Origin of the sequence: Blautia aquisgranensis (assembly GCF_040096615.1) — a bacterium.
Taxonomy (GTDB): Bacteria; Bacillota; Clostridia; order Lachnospirales; family Lachnospiraceae; genus Blautia_A; species Blautia_A aquisgranensis.
This window is the reverse complement of sequence record NZ_JBBMEJ010000009.1, coordinates 127,220-141,734: the sequence shown is the minus strand read 5'-3', so window position 1 is coordinate 141,734 and position 14,515 is coordinate 127,220. Positions and strand designations below refer to the sequence as shown.

The 14,515-nt window shown below is 44.6% G+C and carries 16 protein-coding genes; 12 read left to right on the top strand and 4 right to left on the bottom strand.

Going from position 1 to position 14,515, the window contains the following annotated elements; all coding sequences use genetic code 11:
* Positions 1–31 precede the first annotated feature (31 nt).
* The 4 genes from WMO28_RS09235 (at position 32) to WMO28_RS09220 (ending at position 3,106) form a co-directional block, all read left to right on the top strand.
* Positions 32–472, top strand: coding sequence for a hypothetical protein (locus WMO28_RS09235; RefSeq protein ID WP_178642213.1), 441 nt, complete (start codon positions 32–34; stop codon positions 470–472).
* An 88-nt stretch (positions 473–560) separates the two neighbouring features.
* The gene (gene hisA, locus WMO28_RS09230; protein ID WP_349056759.1) at positions 561–1,331 is read left to right on the top strand and encodes a phosphoribosylformimino-5-aminoimidazole carboxamide ribotide isomerase; all 771 of its coding nucleotides are present in this window, start codon (positions 561–563) and stop codon (positions 1,329–1,331) included.
* Between the two features lie 153 nt (positions 1,332–1,484).
* Entirely contained in the window at positions 1,485–2,012 is a 528-nt protein-coding gene (hpf, locus tag WMO28_RS09225) for a ribosome hibernation-promoting factor, HPF/YfiA family (RefSeq protein WP_015526242.1), read from the top strand.
* Positions 2,013–2,194: 182 nt separating this feature from the next.
* Entirely contained in the window at positions 2,195–3,106 is a 912-nt protein-coding gene (locus WMO28_RS09220) for a LysR family transcriptional regulator (protein ID WP_349056758.1), read from the top strand.
* A gap of 132 nt (positions 3,107–3,238) precedes the next feature.
* On the opposite strand, the gene WMO28_RS09215 is transcribed toward WMO28_RS09220, so the two are convergent.
* Positions 3,239–3,757: a nitroreductase family protein gene (locus tag WMO28_RS09215; RefSeq protein ID WP_349056757.1), complete on the bottom strand. Its 519-nt coding sequence runs from the start codon at positions 3,755–3,757 to the stop codon at positions 3,239–3,241.
* Positions 3,758–3,977: 220 nt separating this feature from the next.
* Between WMO28_RS09215 and WMO28_RS09210 the strand changes: the two genes are divergently transcribed.
* Positions 3,978–4,250: an acylphosphatase gene (locus WMO28_RS09210; RefSeq protein WP_178644863.1), complete on the top strand. Its 273-nt coding sequence runs from the start codon at positions 3,978–3,980 to the stop codon at positions 4,248–4,250.
* 25 nt (positions 4,251–4,275) lie between these two features.
* Here WMO28_RS09210 and WMO28_RS09205 read toward each other — a convergent pair whose 3' ends face one another.
* Complete coding sequence (locus WMO28_RS09205) at positions 4,276–5,487, bottom strand: CdaR family transcriptional regulator (protein ID WP_349056756.1); 1,212 nt, start codon at positions 5,485–5,487, stop codon at positions 4,276–4,278.
* Between the two features lie 339 nt (positions 5,488–5,826).
* Between WMO28_RS09205 and WMO28_RS09200 the strand changes: the two genes are divergently transcribed.
* Complete coding sequence (locus WMO28_RS09200; RefSeq protein ID WP_178644858.1) at positions 5,827–6,957, top strand: glycerate kinase; 1,131 nt, start codon at positions 5,827–5,829, stop codon at positions 6,955–6,957.
* 215 nt (positions 6,958–7,172) lie between these two features.
* Here WMO28_RS09200 and WMO28_RS09195 read toward each other — a convergent pair whose 3' ends face one another.
* Complete coding sequence (locus tag WMO28_RS09195) at positions 7,173–8,966, bottom strand: flavin reductase (protein WP_349056755.1); 1,794 nt, start codon at positions 8,964–8,966, stop codon at positions 7,173–7,175.
* A 280-nt stretch (positions 8,967–9,246) separates the two neighbouring features.
* On the opposite strand from WMO28_RS09195, the gene WMO28_RS09190 reads away from it, so the two are divergent.
* The 4 genes from WMO28_RS09190 to WMO28_RS09175 all read left to right on the top strand — a co-directional run bounded on the left by WMO28_RS09190 (position 9,247) and on the right by WMO28_RS09175 (position 11,488).
* Complete coding sequence (locus WMO28_RS09190; RefSeq protein ID WP_349056754.1) at positions 9,247–9,891, top strand: Crp/Fnr family transcriptional regulator; 645 nt, start codon at positions 9,247–9,249, stop codon at positions 9,889–9,891.
* Positions 9,892–9,986: 95 nt separating this feature from the next.
* Positions 9,987–10,478: a GNAT family N-acetyltransferase gene (locus WMO28_RS09185; protein ID WP_178644852.1), complete on the top strand. Its 492-nt coding sequence runs from the start codon at positions 9,987–9,989 to the stop codon at positions 10,476–10,478.
* Positions 10,479–10,508: 30 nt separating this feature from the next.
* The gene (gene mnmM, locus WMO28_RS09180) at positions 10,509–11,072 is read left to right on the top strand and encodes a tRNA 5-(aminomethyl)-2-thiouridylate-methyltransferase MnmM (RefSeq protein WP_349056753.1); all 564 of its coding nucleotides are present in this window, start codon (positions 10,509–10,511) and stop codon (positions 11,070–11,072) included.
* A gap of 146 nt (positions 11,073–11,218) precedes the next feature.
* Complete coding sequence (locus tag WMO28_RS09175) at positions 11,219–11,488, top strand: DUF1294 domain-containing protein (RefSeq protein WP_349056752.1); 270 nt, start codon at positions 11,219–11,221, stop codon at positions 11,486–11,488.
* A 26-nt stretch (positions 11,489–11,514) separates the two neighbouring features.
* Here the strand turns inward: WMO28_RS09175 and WMO28_RS09170 are convergent, their stop codons facing one another.
* A complete protein-coding gene (locus WMO28_RS09170; RefSeq protein ID WP_178642397.1) occupies positions 11,515–12,228 on the bottom strand; it encodes a DUF6198 family protein in 714 nt (237 codons plus the stop codon).
* 275 nt (positions 12,229–12,503) lie between these two features.
* Between WMO28_RS09170 and WMO28_RS09165 the strand changes: the two genes are divergently transcribed.
* Both WMO28_RS09165 and fabK read left to right on the top strand, forming a co-directional pair.
* A complete protein-coding gene (locus WMO28_RS09165) occupies positions 12,504–13,469 on the top strand; it encodes a beta-ketoacyl-ACP synthase III (protein ID WP_349056750.1) in 966 nt (321 codons plus the stop codon).
* A 90-nt stretch (positions 13,470–13,559) separates the two neighbouring features.
* Complete coding sequence (gene fabK / locus WMO28_RS09160; RefSeq protein ID WP_178642421.1) at positions 13,560–14,504, top strand: enoyl-[acyl-carrier-protein] reductase FabK; 945 nt, start codon at positions 13,560–13,562, stop codon at positions 14,502–14,504.
* Positions 14,505–14,515 lie beyond the last annotated feature (11 nt).

Here is a 14,515-nt window from a genome sequence, read left to right as displayed (position 1 = left end):
TACAGAATTTTTTAAAAAAGGAGAAGATCACATGAAAAAATGGAAAGCGATATTTTTCGGAACCCTGTTGACGCTGTCCTTATGTACATTTACAGCCTGCGGTACAGATGTAAACAATGCCGATGAGACGGTGGATGAGAAGGAAAATAATGCAGCAGATAGCAAGAATGATGCTGCGGCTCAGGATGAGATCACAGAGAATGAAGCAGACAACGACGGTGTGATGGATAACGGAGATATTGTGGAGGATTCCGGAACAGACAACAATGAGATGGCCGGAGGAAATGCCACGGTAACACCAGGTGGAAATGCCGCGACAGTGACTCCGGGTACAGGTGATGCCAACGGAAACGGCAATGACGGGACAGTATCCGGTGAGCTGGGAGACAGTGTGAAGGATCTTGGGGATGGTGTCGGAAATGCGGTGGATGATATCGGAAACGCAGTGGGAAATGCTGTAGAAGGACGATAGGATATCTGGCAGAAAAATCCCGGCGTTGCACAAAAATGCCGCGAATGCTATTATCAATGTATGGAAAGAAAACGGAGGATAAATGACTATGAAATTCAGACCATGCATTGATATACATAATGGACAGGTGAAGCAGATTGTAGGCGGAAGCCTGAAGGATCAGGGAGATCAGGCAGCAGAGAATTTTGTTTCTGAGCAGGATGCGGCTTTTTATGCAGAGCTTTACAGGAAATCCGGCTTAAAGGGCGGTCACGTGATCCTACTCAACGGAAAAGATTCTCCTTATTATGAAGCAACGCGTAAGCAGGCGCTTCTTGCACTGGGAAAATACCCTGGCGGACTCCAGATCGGAGGCGGCATCAATCCGGAAAATGCACCGGAATATCTGGAAGCAGGTGCCAGTCACGTGATCGTTACCTCTTATGTTTTTAAGAATGGCGTGATTTCCTGGGACAATCTGGAAAAAATCCGTGACACAGTTGGAAAAGAACATCTTGTGCTGGATTTAAGCTGCCGCAAAAAAGATGGCAGCTATTACATTGTCACAGACAGATGGCAGAACTTTACAGAAGAGATCGTAACTCCTGAGCTTATGAATAAACTTGGAAGCTACTGTGATGAATTTCTTGTTCATGCAGTGGATGTGGAAGGAAAGGCCCATGGTGTGGAAAAAGAGCTCGCCACGATTCTGGGAGGGTACACAGCACATCCGGTTACCTATGCAGGCGGAGTTGGTTCCATGGAGGACATTGAGGTGCTGCGCGAGGCAGGGCAGGGAAGGCTGGATGTGACGGTTGGCAGTGCACTGGATATTTTTGGCGGAAGCATTCCATTTGAGACTCTGGCAGCGATGAAATAGAGGGAATAGTTGCGCATTCATGACAAAAAGATCTTTTTGCAGGAATATAAAGAATGAATTTAGAAAAAATTTGTGAAATTTTTGAAAAGTGATGTTAAAATTCAACTTAATGTGTTATAATAGGCACATAAAACAGCAAAGGGGATGGAAGTCATGAAATTTATTATTAGTGGAAAGAATATAGCAGTAACAGAAGGACTTAAAACAGCTGTTGAGGACAAGCTTGGAAAGCTTGAAAGGTATTTCACTCCTGAAACTGAGATTTCAGTAACCTTAAGTGTTGAGAAGGATCGCCAGAAGATCGAGGTAACAATTCCTGTGAAAGGTAACATTATCCGTTCCGAGCAGGTAAGCAATGATATGTATGTATCCATCGATCTGGTAGAAGAGGTAATTGAACGTCAGCTTCGTAAATACAAGAACAAGATCGTCGACAAACAGCAGGAATCCACGAACTTCCAGAAAGCATACCTTGATAAGGATTATGAAGAGGATGAGGAAGTTAAGATCATCCGTACTAAGAAATTCGGTATCAAACCAATGTATCCGGAAGATGCATGCGTACAGATGGAACTTCTCGGACATAATTTCTTCGTATTTTTCAATGCTGAGACAGAGCAGGTGAATGTAGTTTATAAGCGTAAAGGTAATACTTACGGACTGATCGAGCCTGAGTTCTGATTGTTACATGATGAACGTAAAGTTCACAGATCAAAAAACTGAATATTAAGCGTGTGGCTCCGGAGATTTATATGAAAAACTGTAAATTTCCGGAGCTTTTTAATATGCAGAATAATACCTGCTTTACAGCAATAATTTGATATTTTATAATAAAATCAACAGATAAAGGGAGGAGAAAAACGATGACTCTGGCGCAGCTTAGATACACCATTGCAATTGCAAAAGCCGGATCAATGAATGAGGCGGCAAAAAATCTCTATATTTCGCAGCCCAGTCTTTCTACTGCGATCCGTGAGCTGGAAACGGAGACTGGGGTTGAGATTTTTCGAAGAACGAATCGGGGAATTGCAGTAACACCGGCAGGAGAGGAATTTTTAGGATATGCCCGGCAGGTGGTTGAGCAGTACGAGCTGATGGAGGCAAAATACATTTCCAAAGAGCAGTCCCGCAAGAAATTCAGCGTTTCCATGCAACATTATACATTTGCGGTAAATGCTTTTGTGGAGCTGGTGAAGCAGTTCGGTATGGATGAATATGAATTTGCGGTTCATGAAACGAAGACTCATCAGGTGATTGAGGATGTGAGAAATTTTAAAAGTGAGATCGGAATTCTTTATGTGAATGATTTTAACCGCAAGGTACTTACAAAAATGTTTCACGAATATGGACTGGAGTTTCATGAGCTCCTCAACTGCAGGATCTATGTATACATGTGGAAAGGTCATCCGTTGGCAAAGCAGGAGAAGATCACGCTTGAAGAGCTGAAGGAATACCCATGTCTGTCCTTTGAACAGGGAGAAAATAATTCTTTTTATTTTGCAGAGGAAGTTCTGAGCACGTATGAATACAAACGTCTGATCAAGGCAGATGACAGGGCAACGATGCTGAACCTGATGGTAGGACTGAATGGTTATACATTATGTTCCGGTATTATCTGCGAAGATCTGAACGGGTCAGATTACTGTGCGGTGAAGCTGGATTCGGATGAGATCATGACGATCGGCTATATAGCGAGAAAGGGTGTCAATATCAATGATTTGGGGCAGAAGTATCTCGAGGAAATTTCCAGATATAAGGATAAAGCATTGGAATAATATGGAATAATAAACTCCGCCTGGAAACGCGGTGCATATTACATGAACAGATTGTGTATGTAATATGCCCTGTGGTTCTGGCGGAGTTTTTTGGTCATTGTTGAGTTGTGGGGTCCGGGATTCTTGTGCAGATCACACGCGGATCACAAATCCGTCCTTACGAGGTTTGGCCTGCGGATACTCGCAATCGCGGTAGCCCAGAACACAGTGACCGATACCTACATATTCCTCCGGAACGCCCCATTCTTTTTTGAGCGCCTTGCCTTCTTCGGAGTCAAAAACTTCTCTTGCACGGTGGATCCAGCAGGAATCAATATCAAGAGCGTGTGCTGCATTCATAAGATTTCCCATCACAAGACTTCCGTTCTCCACACATGTGCCCATTTTGCTGTCTGCAAAAACAATGATCACGGTTGGCGCACCATAGAATGGATCAGATGTGGAACCCATGACTGCTGCGTTCATTTTTGAGAGCTTTGCCACAAGGTCAGGATTCTGCGTTACCACCATAAGTGTGCCCTGCTGGCCCATGCCGCTCGGTGCGTACTCACCGGCTTTCAGAATTGTATCCAGTGTTTCCTGTGGAACCAGAGCCTTTTTGTAGGCGCGGATGCTTCTGCGCTCCAGCATGTTTTTGATACTTTCGTTCATAAGATTTACCTCCTTAGATAGTGTGGCTTTTTGGCTTTTGTAAGAAATATTATAGCGCAGATAGGTAGGGTTTGCAAAGAGTCTGGGAGTTATGTATAATTGGAACCAATAGGGACGGGGAAAAGTGGCTTTTTCAAGGTGAACGTTATAAATGAATGGAAATCGGAACTATGGGGACAGTAAAAGTGCCAGAAAACACCGTCCCCAATGGAGGTGCCAGATGGAAAAAATTCGAAAACATTTTTATTTTTCAGGAAGAGTTCAGGGAGTGGGTTTTCGCTATCGCTCTTATTATATTGCACAGGCCATGGGAGTGACCGGCTGGGTGCGGAATCTCTGGGATGAACGTGTGGAAATGGAAATACAGGGAACCAGGGACGAGATCCGGGAGATGGTAGAGCGGCTTTCCCAGCAGAATTTTGTGGAGATCGAGGGAATTGAAGCGAAAGAGATTCCGCTGGAAGAGGAGAGTAGCTTCCGGATTCGTGGATAGTGTGCAGGCGTTCTGTCTGATGAATCTATTCCATTTCCAGTGCCAGATATAACAGAACAGCGTCCCGGAACTTGCGGGGATTCAGACCACATTTTTTATAAATGTGGTTTAATTTATATTGGAGAGTATTTTTATGGAGAAAAAGCTCCTCAGCGGTATCGGAGAGTGACATTTCCCGAGAAAAATATGTGCGAAGCAGATCTTTTTCCTGAGAGGAAAGATCACGTATAGTCTTTCTGGAAAATTCTTCACGGTTTTCTGAAGATACAGAGGAAAGCACGATCTCCAGGGAAAGATCATCAAATACTACAAAATGTTCTGAAATTTCATTATCAGAAAGCCTTGTATGCAGACTCCGCAAGGCGTTTTCCGATGTGCTAAGTGAAAGACTGAGCTGATACAGAGACACAGCTTTTCCGACTGCAATATCCAGTGCACCAACATATTTTATGGCAAAACGGCGTAACTTTTCGGAAATCGCAGAGAAAGAGGCGTTGTCTGCAACTGCGAGAAAATCGCCGGGATAGCGGAAGGTATACAGAGAGGTTCCTATATCTGCAAAAAGGTTCCGGATAGAATATTCGGAAACAGTAATTCCTGCGCCGGATTCCCCTGCATCGGATGTTGATTCTGATGAATCCGGCAGTTTAGAAAAAGATTTCTGGGATTTCAGAGATATCGAGGAGGTGCGGAAAGCCTCTGTGGAGACCGTAGTTCCTGAACTGGAATATGTCCGGATAAGGATCAGTCGTTTTGGCGTATCCGGGTCAATCTGGAATTCTTTTAGGCATTTTTGAAGATATTCCGGATTCTGGGTATCGCCGTGGAGCAGTGTATTGATGACGAACTGTTTTTTATCTGCCTGGTGACGGCTGTACTGACTTAATTCCTGTTCGCGTATCAGAAGACTGGTGATGCGCTGTGCCAGAAAAGCATATTTGCGAACTTTTTCCGGTGCACCGGTGATTCCGATCACAGCCAGAAGCTGATCTTCGTGATAAAGAGGCATATTGATGCCTTGACGGGTTCCGGTAAAGCTGTCAGACTCTGCAACCTCGATAGAGGTTCCGGTAACGGCTGCTTTCCGGCCAATCTCATGAAAAGTACCGATACGGGATGCGTTGGTGCTTGCGATGATGATGCCGGATGGATTGATGAAGTTGATGTCGTAGCTGCAGACATCCTTGATCGTGTTGACGATCTGCTGGGCAAGATTGTTGGAAATGCGGGTTATCATATGGGGACCTCCGGTGGATTTTTTTTGTAAAAAAAATTTAAAATGAGTATTTTTTTGGTTGGTGCTGCTTTGGAAGCAGCGGGAATTTTGCGAGGGGGAAAAACGGGCTTCGCAACTCTGAGAGCTTTCCCCCTCGCAAACTGCCCTACGCTAAGTAGTTCAACTGAAAGGACTAAATTAAAAAAATAATAACATCTATCATCACAAATAACAATTAATAATGAAAAAACATATAAAATATGTTATTCATACCATATACTTTTAGAAGAAATTCCATCATAATAGAATACAGAAAATTTTTTCGTGAAAACAAATTTTATGATTCAGGAGGATAAAAAGATGAAAGTAGTAACCGCAATCGACTCTTTTAAAGGCAGCATGACATCCATGGAAGCCGGTGCAGCCGCAGCAGAGGGCATCCGCCGTGTAGATGCAAATGCCGAAATCAGCATAAGACCACTTGCAGATGGTGGAGAGGGTACCGTAGAAGCTCTTGTGGCAGGAATGAACGGGAAGACAGAGCGTGTGAAGGTTACAGGCCCTCTTGGTGAGCCGGTGATCTGTGAGTATGGTATTATTGAGAGCACGAAAACTGCTGTGATCGAGATGGCAGGAGCAGCAGGAATCACACAGGTTCCGGATGAAAAAAGAAATCCTCTTTATACCACAACCTACGGTGTCGGCGAGGTGATCAAGGATGCGATCGAAAAAGGCTGTCGCAGATTTATCGTAGGAATCGGCGGAAGTGCTACCAACGATGGTGGTGTGGGAATGCTTCAGGCACTTGGATATGCTTTTCTTGATAAAGACGGAAAACAGGTTCTTCCTGGAGCAAGAGGTCTTAAAGACATCACAGAGATCACAGATGCCTATGTGATCCCGGAGCTTGCAGAATGCAAATTCCGCGTTGCCTGCGACGTGACCAATCCTCTTTGCGGAGAACTGGGCTGCAGTGCGATCTACGGACCGCAGAAAGGTGCAACACCGGAAATGATCAAAGATATGGATCAGTGGCTTGGCGCTTATGCAGAGCTTGCCAAAGGACGTTTTCCGAAGGCAGATCCGGAGTATCCGGGAACAGGAGCAGCCGGTGGAATGGGCTTCGCATTCCTTACCTTTACAGATGCGGTTCTGGAATCCGGTATTAATATCGTTCTGGACGAGACGAAGCTTGAGGATTATATTAAAGACGCAGATCTTGTGATCACAGGTGAGGGCCGCATGGACGGTCAGACTGCCATGGGAAAAGCTCCGGTTGGTGTTGCAAAGCTTGCGAAAAAGCACGGCAAAAAAGTCATCGCTTTTGCAGGTGCGGTACAGCGTGACGCAAGAGCCTGCAACGATGCAGGAATCGACGCGTTTTTCCCGATCCTCCGCGGTGTGGTAACACTGGAGGAAGCCATGAAGAATGAGAATGCAAAACAGAACATGGCAGATACTGTGGAGCAGGTTATCCGTTTGATGAAGTAAGCCAGGGTTGATAAATACTGTATGATGCACGATTTACCAGGAAGCGTGTTCAGAAAGTAGACAGTAAACCGACTGAAGATATCAGTTTTATATGCAGAAAAAAGCCAGACACATTTGAGATGATAAGAATCTTATTTAAAGATTCTGCTTACAGTCTCAGTGTCTGGCTTTTTCAGGTTTATAATTTGTGTTCAGACAGAAGTCTCAGTAAATATTTATCCTTCGATCGGCTCGAAGTCAACAGCCCCATGTTTGCACAGCGGGCAGATGATATCTTCCGGAAGCTCGTCGCCCTCATAGATATATCCGCAGACTTTGCATACCCAGCCTTTTTTGCCTTCGGTCTGAGGCTTCGGTTTTACATTTTTCTGATAGTAGGTGTAGGTCATAGTTTCCTGATCACTCATGACGCGGGCCTCTGTAACGCTGCAGATGAACATTCCGTGTGTGCCAAGATCCACATAATTTTCTACTTTCAGAGACATGAATGCGTTGATATATTTATCCAGGAATACCAGTCCATTGTCAGAATGATTCACTTTCTGGCCGGCAAACTTATCTGCGCTTCTTCCGGACTGGAAACCAAATTGCTCAAAAACAGAGAACGGAGCGTCCACGGAGAGACAGTTTACATTCATAATACCGGTCTGCTGGATCACATGATGAGAATAGTTGGCTTTGTTGATATTGACAGCTACGCGGTAAGGATTGTCAGTAAGCTGTGTAACGGTGTTGACGATAAGACCGTTGTCTTTTTTGCCATCGTTTGAGGTTACTACATAGAGACCGTAGCCGATACGGAACAGTGCAGTCATATCATTTTTGTTTGCAAGACTGTCGTTTTTTGCGATATATTCCTGGCAGAGCTCATCAGCCATTACATCCATCTGTTTGCGGTTTTCCTCGTTTACTGCAGACATGATCTTTACAGTAGTGTTCAACCAGTTGATCTTTTTGCATTTGGAAAGCATTTCTTTCATAACCTTGGCGGCCAGTGGTGCCCAGCTTCCATTTTCGATAAGACCTACGGTACGGTTCTGGAAATTATGCTCCACCAGACGGGTAATAAAATCATTCATAAACGGATAGATGCTTGCGTTATAGGTAGTGGTTGCCAGAACCAGCTTGGAGTAGCGAAAAGCATCGCTGAGTGCCTGGGACATGTCATCTCTTGCCAGGTCATAGATCAGCACTCTCGGACATCCTTTGGCACGGAATTTGTCGGCAAGCTGCTGAACCGCTGTTCTTGTGTGTCCGTACACGGAAGTATATGCGATCACGATTCCGTCATCCTCCGGTGTGTAGGAAGACCAGGTATCGTAAAGCCCGATATAATGTCCGAGGTTTTCATTAAGAACCGGTCCGTGAAGCGGGCAGATGGTCTGGATATCCAGAGCTGCAGCAACCTTGAGAAGCTTCTGTACCTGTGCGCCGTATTTGCCGACAATGCCGATAAAATATCTTCTTGCCTCATCATCCCATGGCTCATCCACATCCAGAGCACCGAATTTTCCGAAACCATCTGCGGAAAAAAGTACTTTATCTGTGCTGTCATAAGTAACCATAACCTCCGGCCAGTGTACCATCGGGGCGAATACGAAGGTCAGGTTATGATTTCCCAGAGAAAGGCTGGAGCCATTATCTACGACAATTTTCTGACCTTCCAGATCCAGATCAAAAAAGTTCTGGATCATAGCAAAAGCTTTCTGATTGGAGACAACAGTAGTATCTGGATAAACCTTCATGAAGTTTGCAATATTAGCTGCATGATCCGGTTCCATATGCTGTACGATGAGATAATCAGGTCTTCGGTTTCCGAGAACCTGCTGGATATTATCCAGCCATTCGTGGGTAAAATTGGCATCTACAGTATCCATGACTGCGATCTTTTCGTCTAGGATCACGTAGGAATTGTAGGACATGCCGTTTGGCACTTTATACTGTCCTTCAAAAAGATCGACCTGATGATCATTAACGCCTACATATTTGATAGTATCTGTGATTTTCATGAGCATTTCCTCTTTTCTTTCTATGGTGGATTTATGTGAGCTGTTTTATTTGCTGTTTTTGACTTGATAAAAATATAACAGATTTTACGAAATAAAACTGTTGCAAATACAACAAAAAGTAAAAACATGGAAATTAACTTAATCAGGTAAGTTCCCTGCGGAAGGCGAAGAGTAATGAACTGTAGATCGAACATCTTTACAATTCATATTCGCTGGTATAAAATCATGAACAGAAAATACGCAGAAACAAAAAATTCTGCGTCTGATCAGGAGATGAAAGATGGAACACATCACATTATTTACAGATATTTTGCCCGAAGAACAGGAAAGAATGCGTGTCTGCTTCAAAGTCAGGGAGGCGGTTTTTCAGAATGGGGAGACGATCATGGAATATGCCAGCTCCATGAAGAAGATTGGACTCATACAGGAAGGACGTGCAGTTCTTTACTGCTGTGATGAGGATGGAAACGAGTATGTGATCGATGAACTGAATAAAGACAGTGTATTTGGGGAACCTTTCCTTCTTCCGTCGGATTCCCAGCATTATTATGTATGCGCCACTACAGAGACGAGGGTGCTGTTCATGGATTATGAACATGTGATCAAGCGCTGTGAGAATGCCTGTCACCATCACAGCCAGATGGTCAGCAATTTACTGCAGATGACAGCACTCCGTTCCAGACAGCAGACAGACCGGATCTACATGCTTTCCAGATCCACCACCAGGAAAAAACTGATGGCGTATCTTCATGCGCTGTCTACTGAGAAAAATGAGGAAAAGTTTAAGCTGCCGATGTCGTATACAGCACTGGCACAGTACCTCAGTGTAGATCGCAGCGCCATGATGCGCGAGCTGAAAAATCTGGCAGACGAAGGTGTGATCCGGCGTGACGGGCGGAATATAGAATTGACCGGGATAAAATAAAAGTGAGCCAAAACAGCGAAACTTAATGGTTACAGATGGGATTCCCGAAAAAAGCAGCAGATATAAGAAAGCTTTACAGAGAGGAGTGAATTATCATGAATATCACAGTAAGAAAATATGAGGAAAAAGATCTCCCGGATCTGATCCGGATCTGGAATGAGGTCGTGGAGGATGGCGTGGCTTTTCCGCAGGAGGAGTTTTTGAATACTGAGACGGGAAGAGATTTTTTTGCGGAGCAGACGTATACAGCTGCAGCAGTTGATGAGGAGAGCGGTAAGGTCTATGGCCTTTACATTCTGCATCCGAATAATATCGGAAGATGCGGGCATATCTGCAATGCCAGCTATGCAGTGAGCAGAGATTCCAGGGGACTTCACATCGGAGAAAAACTGGTATCTGACTGTCTGGTTCAGGGAAAGGCGCATGGTTTTGGTGTTTTGCAGTTTAACGCGGTTGTGGCATGTAATGTTCACGCAAGACATCTGTATGAGCGGCTTGGTTTCATGCAGCTGGGGGTGGTCCCGAAGGGATTCCGGATGAAGGATGGTCATTACGAAGATATCTGCCCGTACTATCATGAACTGTAGGAACGAATGCGATAAGGAGAAAAATCAGAAATGAAAAATCTTCAGATCACTGCGTATACGCAGCATTTTATCCGGCAGCAGGTCATGCCCGGAGATCTCTGTATTGATGCCACTATGGGAAATGGTAATGATACTGCACTTTTGAGCAGGCTCGCGGGTGAGAAAGGTAAGGTGCTGGCTTTTGATATACAGGAGTTTGCGCTTGTACATACGGAAGAACGTTTGAAAAGAGAAAAATGTCCTGAGAATTACCGGCTGATACTGGATTCACATGAAAATATGGCATCCTATGCGGAACCGGAAACTGTGTCCTGCATTACCTTTAATCTGGGGTATCTTCCAGGCGGAGATCATCACATTGCAACCAAGGCAGAGAGCAGCAGAAGAGCAGTAGAAAGCGGGCTTACACTTCTGAAAAAAGGCGGTCTTATGACACTGTGTATTTATAGTGGCGGGGATACTGGATTTCAGGAAAGAGATGAAATGCTGGAATTTATTCGGGAACTGGATCCACATCAATATCTGGTGATTCAGTCTGAATATATAAACCGGCCGAACAATCCGCCGATTCCGGTGTTGATCATTAAGCTGTAAATTCTGGATGTGTCATAAATTCGCAACATGCGTTTATGTGTCTGTGAACATTTTCTTTGTGATTCAGATCTGGAGATACTGTTTTTTTGATACATTAAGTTCGTATGATACAGTCCTGAATATGGGATAGTAAACGAGGAAAGATCATGAATAATTACGTATATTATTATCTGCTGGCCGTTAATATCCTGGCCTTTGTGCTCTTCGGTATTGACAAGCAGAAAGCACGACGCAATGCCTGGAGGATCCCGGAGAAAACGCTGATCCTGAGTGCGGTTATCGGCGGCAGCGCAGGAGCAATACTCGGCATGCGCTTTTTTCGCCATAAAACCCGAAAACCGAAATTCGCAGTGGGTGTACCTGTGATATTGCTGGTACAGATTGCTGCGGTGTGGCTGGTAAGTTATAAATTATAAAAAACAGCTGCCCAGGGCAGTGGAGCTTAATACTCCACGCCTGCGGCAGCTGTCATTTTTTCCATAAAGAAATGATTGAAGATAGCAACAACACGCCCGACGGCAAGAACTGCGATAACAGTTCCTATGCCAATTCCCACCAGTCTGTGGGCAAAGATCAGGCCAATTGAAGCTGTAAGACAGATATTGCAGAGATCAAAGCAGTTTTTGGTAAGACCGACAGGTTTTCCAACACAGTCAGCGATAGCCTGCACGATTCCGTCTCCTGGATTGGGGACGATACGCATATCCAGTGACATGGCAGCACCGATTCCAGTGAGGATGATTCCGGCGGCAAGAAAGAGAAACTGGGCTGCGATATGTCCGGAAGGATCCGGGAGCAGCGCAGAAAACAGATTCATAAAACGCGTAAATACAAGACTCAGGGGCAGCTGCAGAAGATCCATGATGATCACCAGCTTCAGATCCCGGTGTGCGGCAGGTGCAACTGCAGCGTTGGCTGTCCGGGAATATCTGCGGTTTCGAATAATATGAAGAATAATCTCTGCCACAACAAAAACAGCATATAAAAGGAAAGTAACATTTCCGAAATTTGTTTTACTTATGATAGAAATACTGTAGGCCACCGAGATGATCGCGGAAACACCAAGCCCTGATTTGGTATTAAGCATAATTCCCATTGCCAGGATCAGAAGACTGGCGATATAAAAAAATGCCCGTAAAAAAGTTTGTTTTTTCATTTTCTGTTATTCACTTCCTGTAAAAAATCTATAATTTATCATAGCACAAAGTTTCCAATATATACAATACGCTGGACAGTAAATGCGAAACATCTATCAATCCGGCAAAGATATTTATAATTCCCGGAAATGATTTCCGGGAAAATATTCTACCTTGACAAATGGTTTTATAATGATATAATTTGATAATCAAAATATTTTAAGGTAAATATAATTCAGAGGACAGCAGTACAGATTACATCAGAGCTGTCCGGTACAGATATATGGAGAAAAATATGACAGGTAAAATATGTGGAACAGGCTCCTGGGCACCGGATAAAGTGTGGGATAACAATGATCTGGCGCAAATGGTAGAAACCAGTGATGAATGGATCCGGGAAAGAACCGGTGTGGTGAAAAGACACATTGCAGAAGAAAAAGAGGATACGGTAACGATGGCTGCAGAAGCAGCGCGGAGAGCGCTGGAGGATGCAGAAATAAAGGCAGAAGAGATCGACCTTATCATTGTTGCGACGATATCGCCGACAGAGATCATGCCATGCGTAGCATGTGGAGTACAGGAACGCCTTGGTGCAGACAATGCAACCTGTTTTGATCTGAACGGAGCCTGCACAGGTTCACTTCTGGCTCTGAATACAGCCCAGGTTTATCTTGCCCAGAGCATATATCAGACGGCACTTGTGATTGGTGCAGAGAAGCTGTCCGGTTTAACGGACTGGACAGACAGAGGCACCTGCATTCTTTTCGGGGATGGAGCCGGAGCAGTTGTACTGAAAGCTGCAGAAAACGGAAGATATGCCCAGATTACACATTCCATTGGAAAAAGAGGTAGCGCGCTTACTTTGAAAAGCAGAAATCAGGTCTGTTATGAAACGGATCCGAAAGCGAAGGAAACCTACATACAGATGAATGGAAAAGAGGTTTTTACATTTGCCGTATCAAAGGTGCCGGAAGCAATAAAAACACTTCTTAAAAGAGAAGAGATTTCCTGTGAAGACATTCGTTATTACCTGCTTCATCAGGCGAATGAAAGAATTATCCGTTCTGCGGCAAGACGGATCGGGGATGACATTTCCAAGTTTCCCATGAATATGGCAGAATACGGAAACACCTCTTCGGCCAGTCTTCTGATCCTTCTGGATGAGGTGAAAAAAAGCGGAAAGCTGAATCGAGGTGACAAGCTGATTCTGGCAGGATTCGGCGGTGGACTGACATATGGAGCAAGTCTGATCGAGTATTAAATGAATATTGCAAGGAGAATCATAAATAACCGATTTATTATAGAAAAGTCCTCTTTAATGGACTGATAAAATTTTTCCGGAGGTAAAACAATGAAAACAAGAGTTACAGAATTACTTGGAATCGAATATCCGATCATCCAGGGCGGTATGGCCTGGGTGGCAGACCATCATATTGCAGCAGCTGTATCAGAAGCTGGCGGACTTGGACTGATCGCAGCAGCCAATGCACCGGCCCAGTGGGTACGTGAGCAGATCCGTGAGGCGAAAAAGCTCACGGATAAGCCTTTTGGTGTAAATATCATGCTGATGAGTCCAAGTGCAGATGAGGTTGCGAAGATCGTGATCGAAGAAGGAATCAAGGTTGTAACAACAGGTGCCGGAAGCCCGGAAAAATACATGGAAGCATGGAAGGCAGCCGGAGTAAAAGTCATTCCTGTGGTTGCATCTGTAGCACTTGCAAGAAGAATGGAACGTTGCGGTGCAGATGCAGTTGTGGCAGAAGGAACTGAATCCGGCGGACATATCGGAGAGACAACAACCATGGCACTGGTACCGCAGGTGGTGGATGTTGTGAAAATTCCGGTGATCGCAGCCGGAGGAATCGCAGACGGACGTGGAATTGCAGCAGCTTTTATGCTGGGTGCAGAGGCTGTGCAGATGGGAACCCGTTTCGTTGCAACAAAAGAGTGCAATGTTCATGAAAATTACAAGCAGTTTGTACTGAAAGCAAAAGATATTGATACCAGAGTGACCGGCCGTACAACCGGACATCCGGTGCGTACCTTGAGAAACCCGATGACAAAAGAATATCTGGAAAAGGAAGCAGCAGGGGCTTCCTTCGAGGAGCTTGAACTTCTTACTCTTGGTGGCCTTCGAAAAGCAGTTGTTGAGGGCGATGTGAAAACAGGAAGTGTGATGTCCGGACAGATCGCAGGAATGGTGAAGGATGTACCGACCTGCAAAGAATTAATGGAAAGACTGGTCCGTGAGACAAAGGAAACAGTTCGAAGAAATCAGTTTCTTGAAAAAGAATAAACAGTTACGAA

Coding starts and splice junctions, on each gene's coding strand:
- WMO28_RS09235 (WP_178642213.1), top strand. CDS start 32: ATGAAAAAATGGAAAGCGATATTTTTCGGAACCCTGTTGACGCTGTCC.
- hisA (WP_349056759.1), top strand. CDS start 561: ATGAAATTCAGACCATGCATTGATATACATAATGGACAGGTGAAGCAG.
- hpf (WP_015526242.1), top strand. CDS start 1,485: ATGAAATTTATTATTAGTGGAAAGAATATAGCAGTAACAGAAGGACTT.
- WMO28_RS09220 (WP_349056758.1), top strand. CDS start 2,195: ATGACTCTGGCGCAGCTTAGATACACCATTGCAATTGCAAAAGCCGGA.
- WMO28_RS09215 (WP_349056757.1), bottom strand. CDS start 3,757: ATGAACGAAAGTATCAAAAACATGCTGGAGCGCAGAAGCATCCGCGCC.
- WMO28_RS09210 (WP_178644863.1), top strand. CDS start 3,978: ATGGAAAAAATTCGAAAACATTTTTATTTTTCAGGAAGAGTTCAGGGA.
- WMO28_RS09205 (WP_349056756.1), bottom strand. CDS start 5,487: ATGATAACCCGCATTTCCAACAATCTTGCCCAGCAGATCGTCAACACG.
- WMO28_RS09200 (WP_178644858.1), top strand. CDS start 5,827: ATGAAAGTAGTAACCGCAATCGACTCTTTTAAAGGCAGCATGACATCC.
- WMO28_RS09195 (WP_349056755.1), bottom strand. CDS start 8,966: ATGAAAATCACAGATACTATCAAATATGTAGGCGTTAATGATCATCAG.
- WMO28_RS09190 (WP_349056754.1), top strand. CDS start 9,247: ATGGAACACATCACATTATTTACAGATATTTTGCCCGAAGAACAGGAA.
- WMO28_RS09185 (WP_178644852.1), top strand. CDS start 9,987: ATGAATATCACAGTAAGAAAATATGAGGAAAAAGATCTCCCGGATCTG.
- mnmM (WP_349056753.1), top strand. CDS start 10,509: ATGAAAAATCTTCAGATCACTGCGTATACGCAGCATTTTATCCGGCAG.
- WMO28_RS09175 (WP_349056752.1), top strand. CDS start 11,219: ATGAATAATTACGTATATTATTATCTGCTGGCCGTTAATATCCTGGCC.
- WMO28_RS09170 (WP_178642397.1), bottom strand. CDS start 12,228: ATGAAAAAACAAACTTTTTTACGGGCATTTTTTTATATCGCCAGTCTT.
- WMO28_RS09165 (WP_349056750.1), top strand. CDS start 12,504: ATGACAGGTAAAATATGTGGAACAGGCTCCTGGGCACCGGATAAAGTG.
- fabK (WP_178642421.1), top strand. CDS start 13,560: ATGAAAACAAGAGTTACAGAATTACTTGGAATCGAATATCCGATCATC.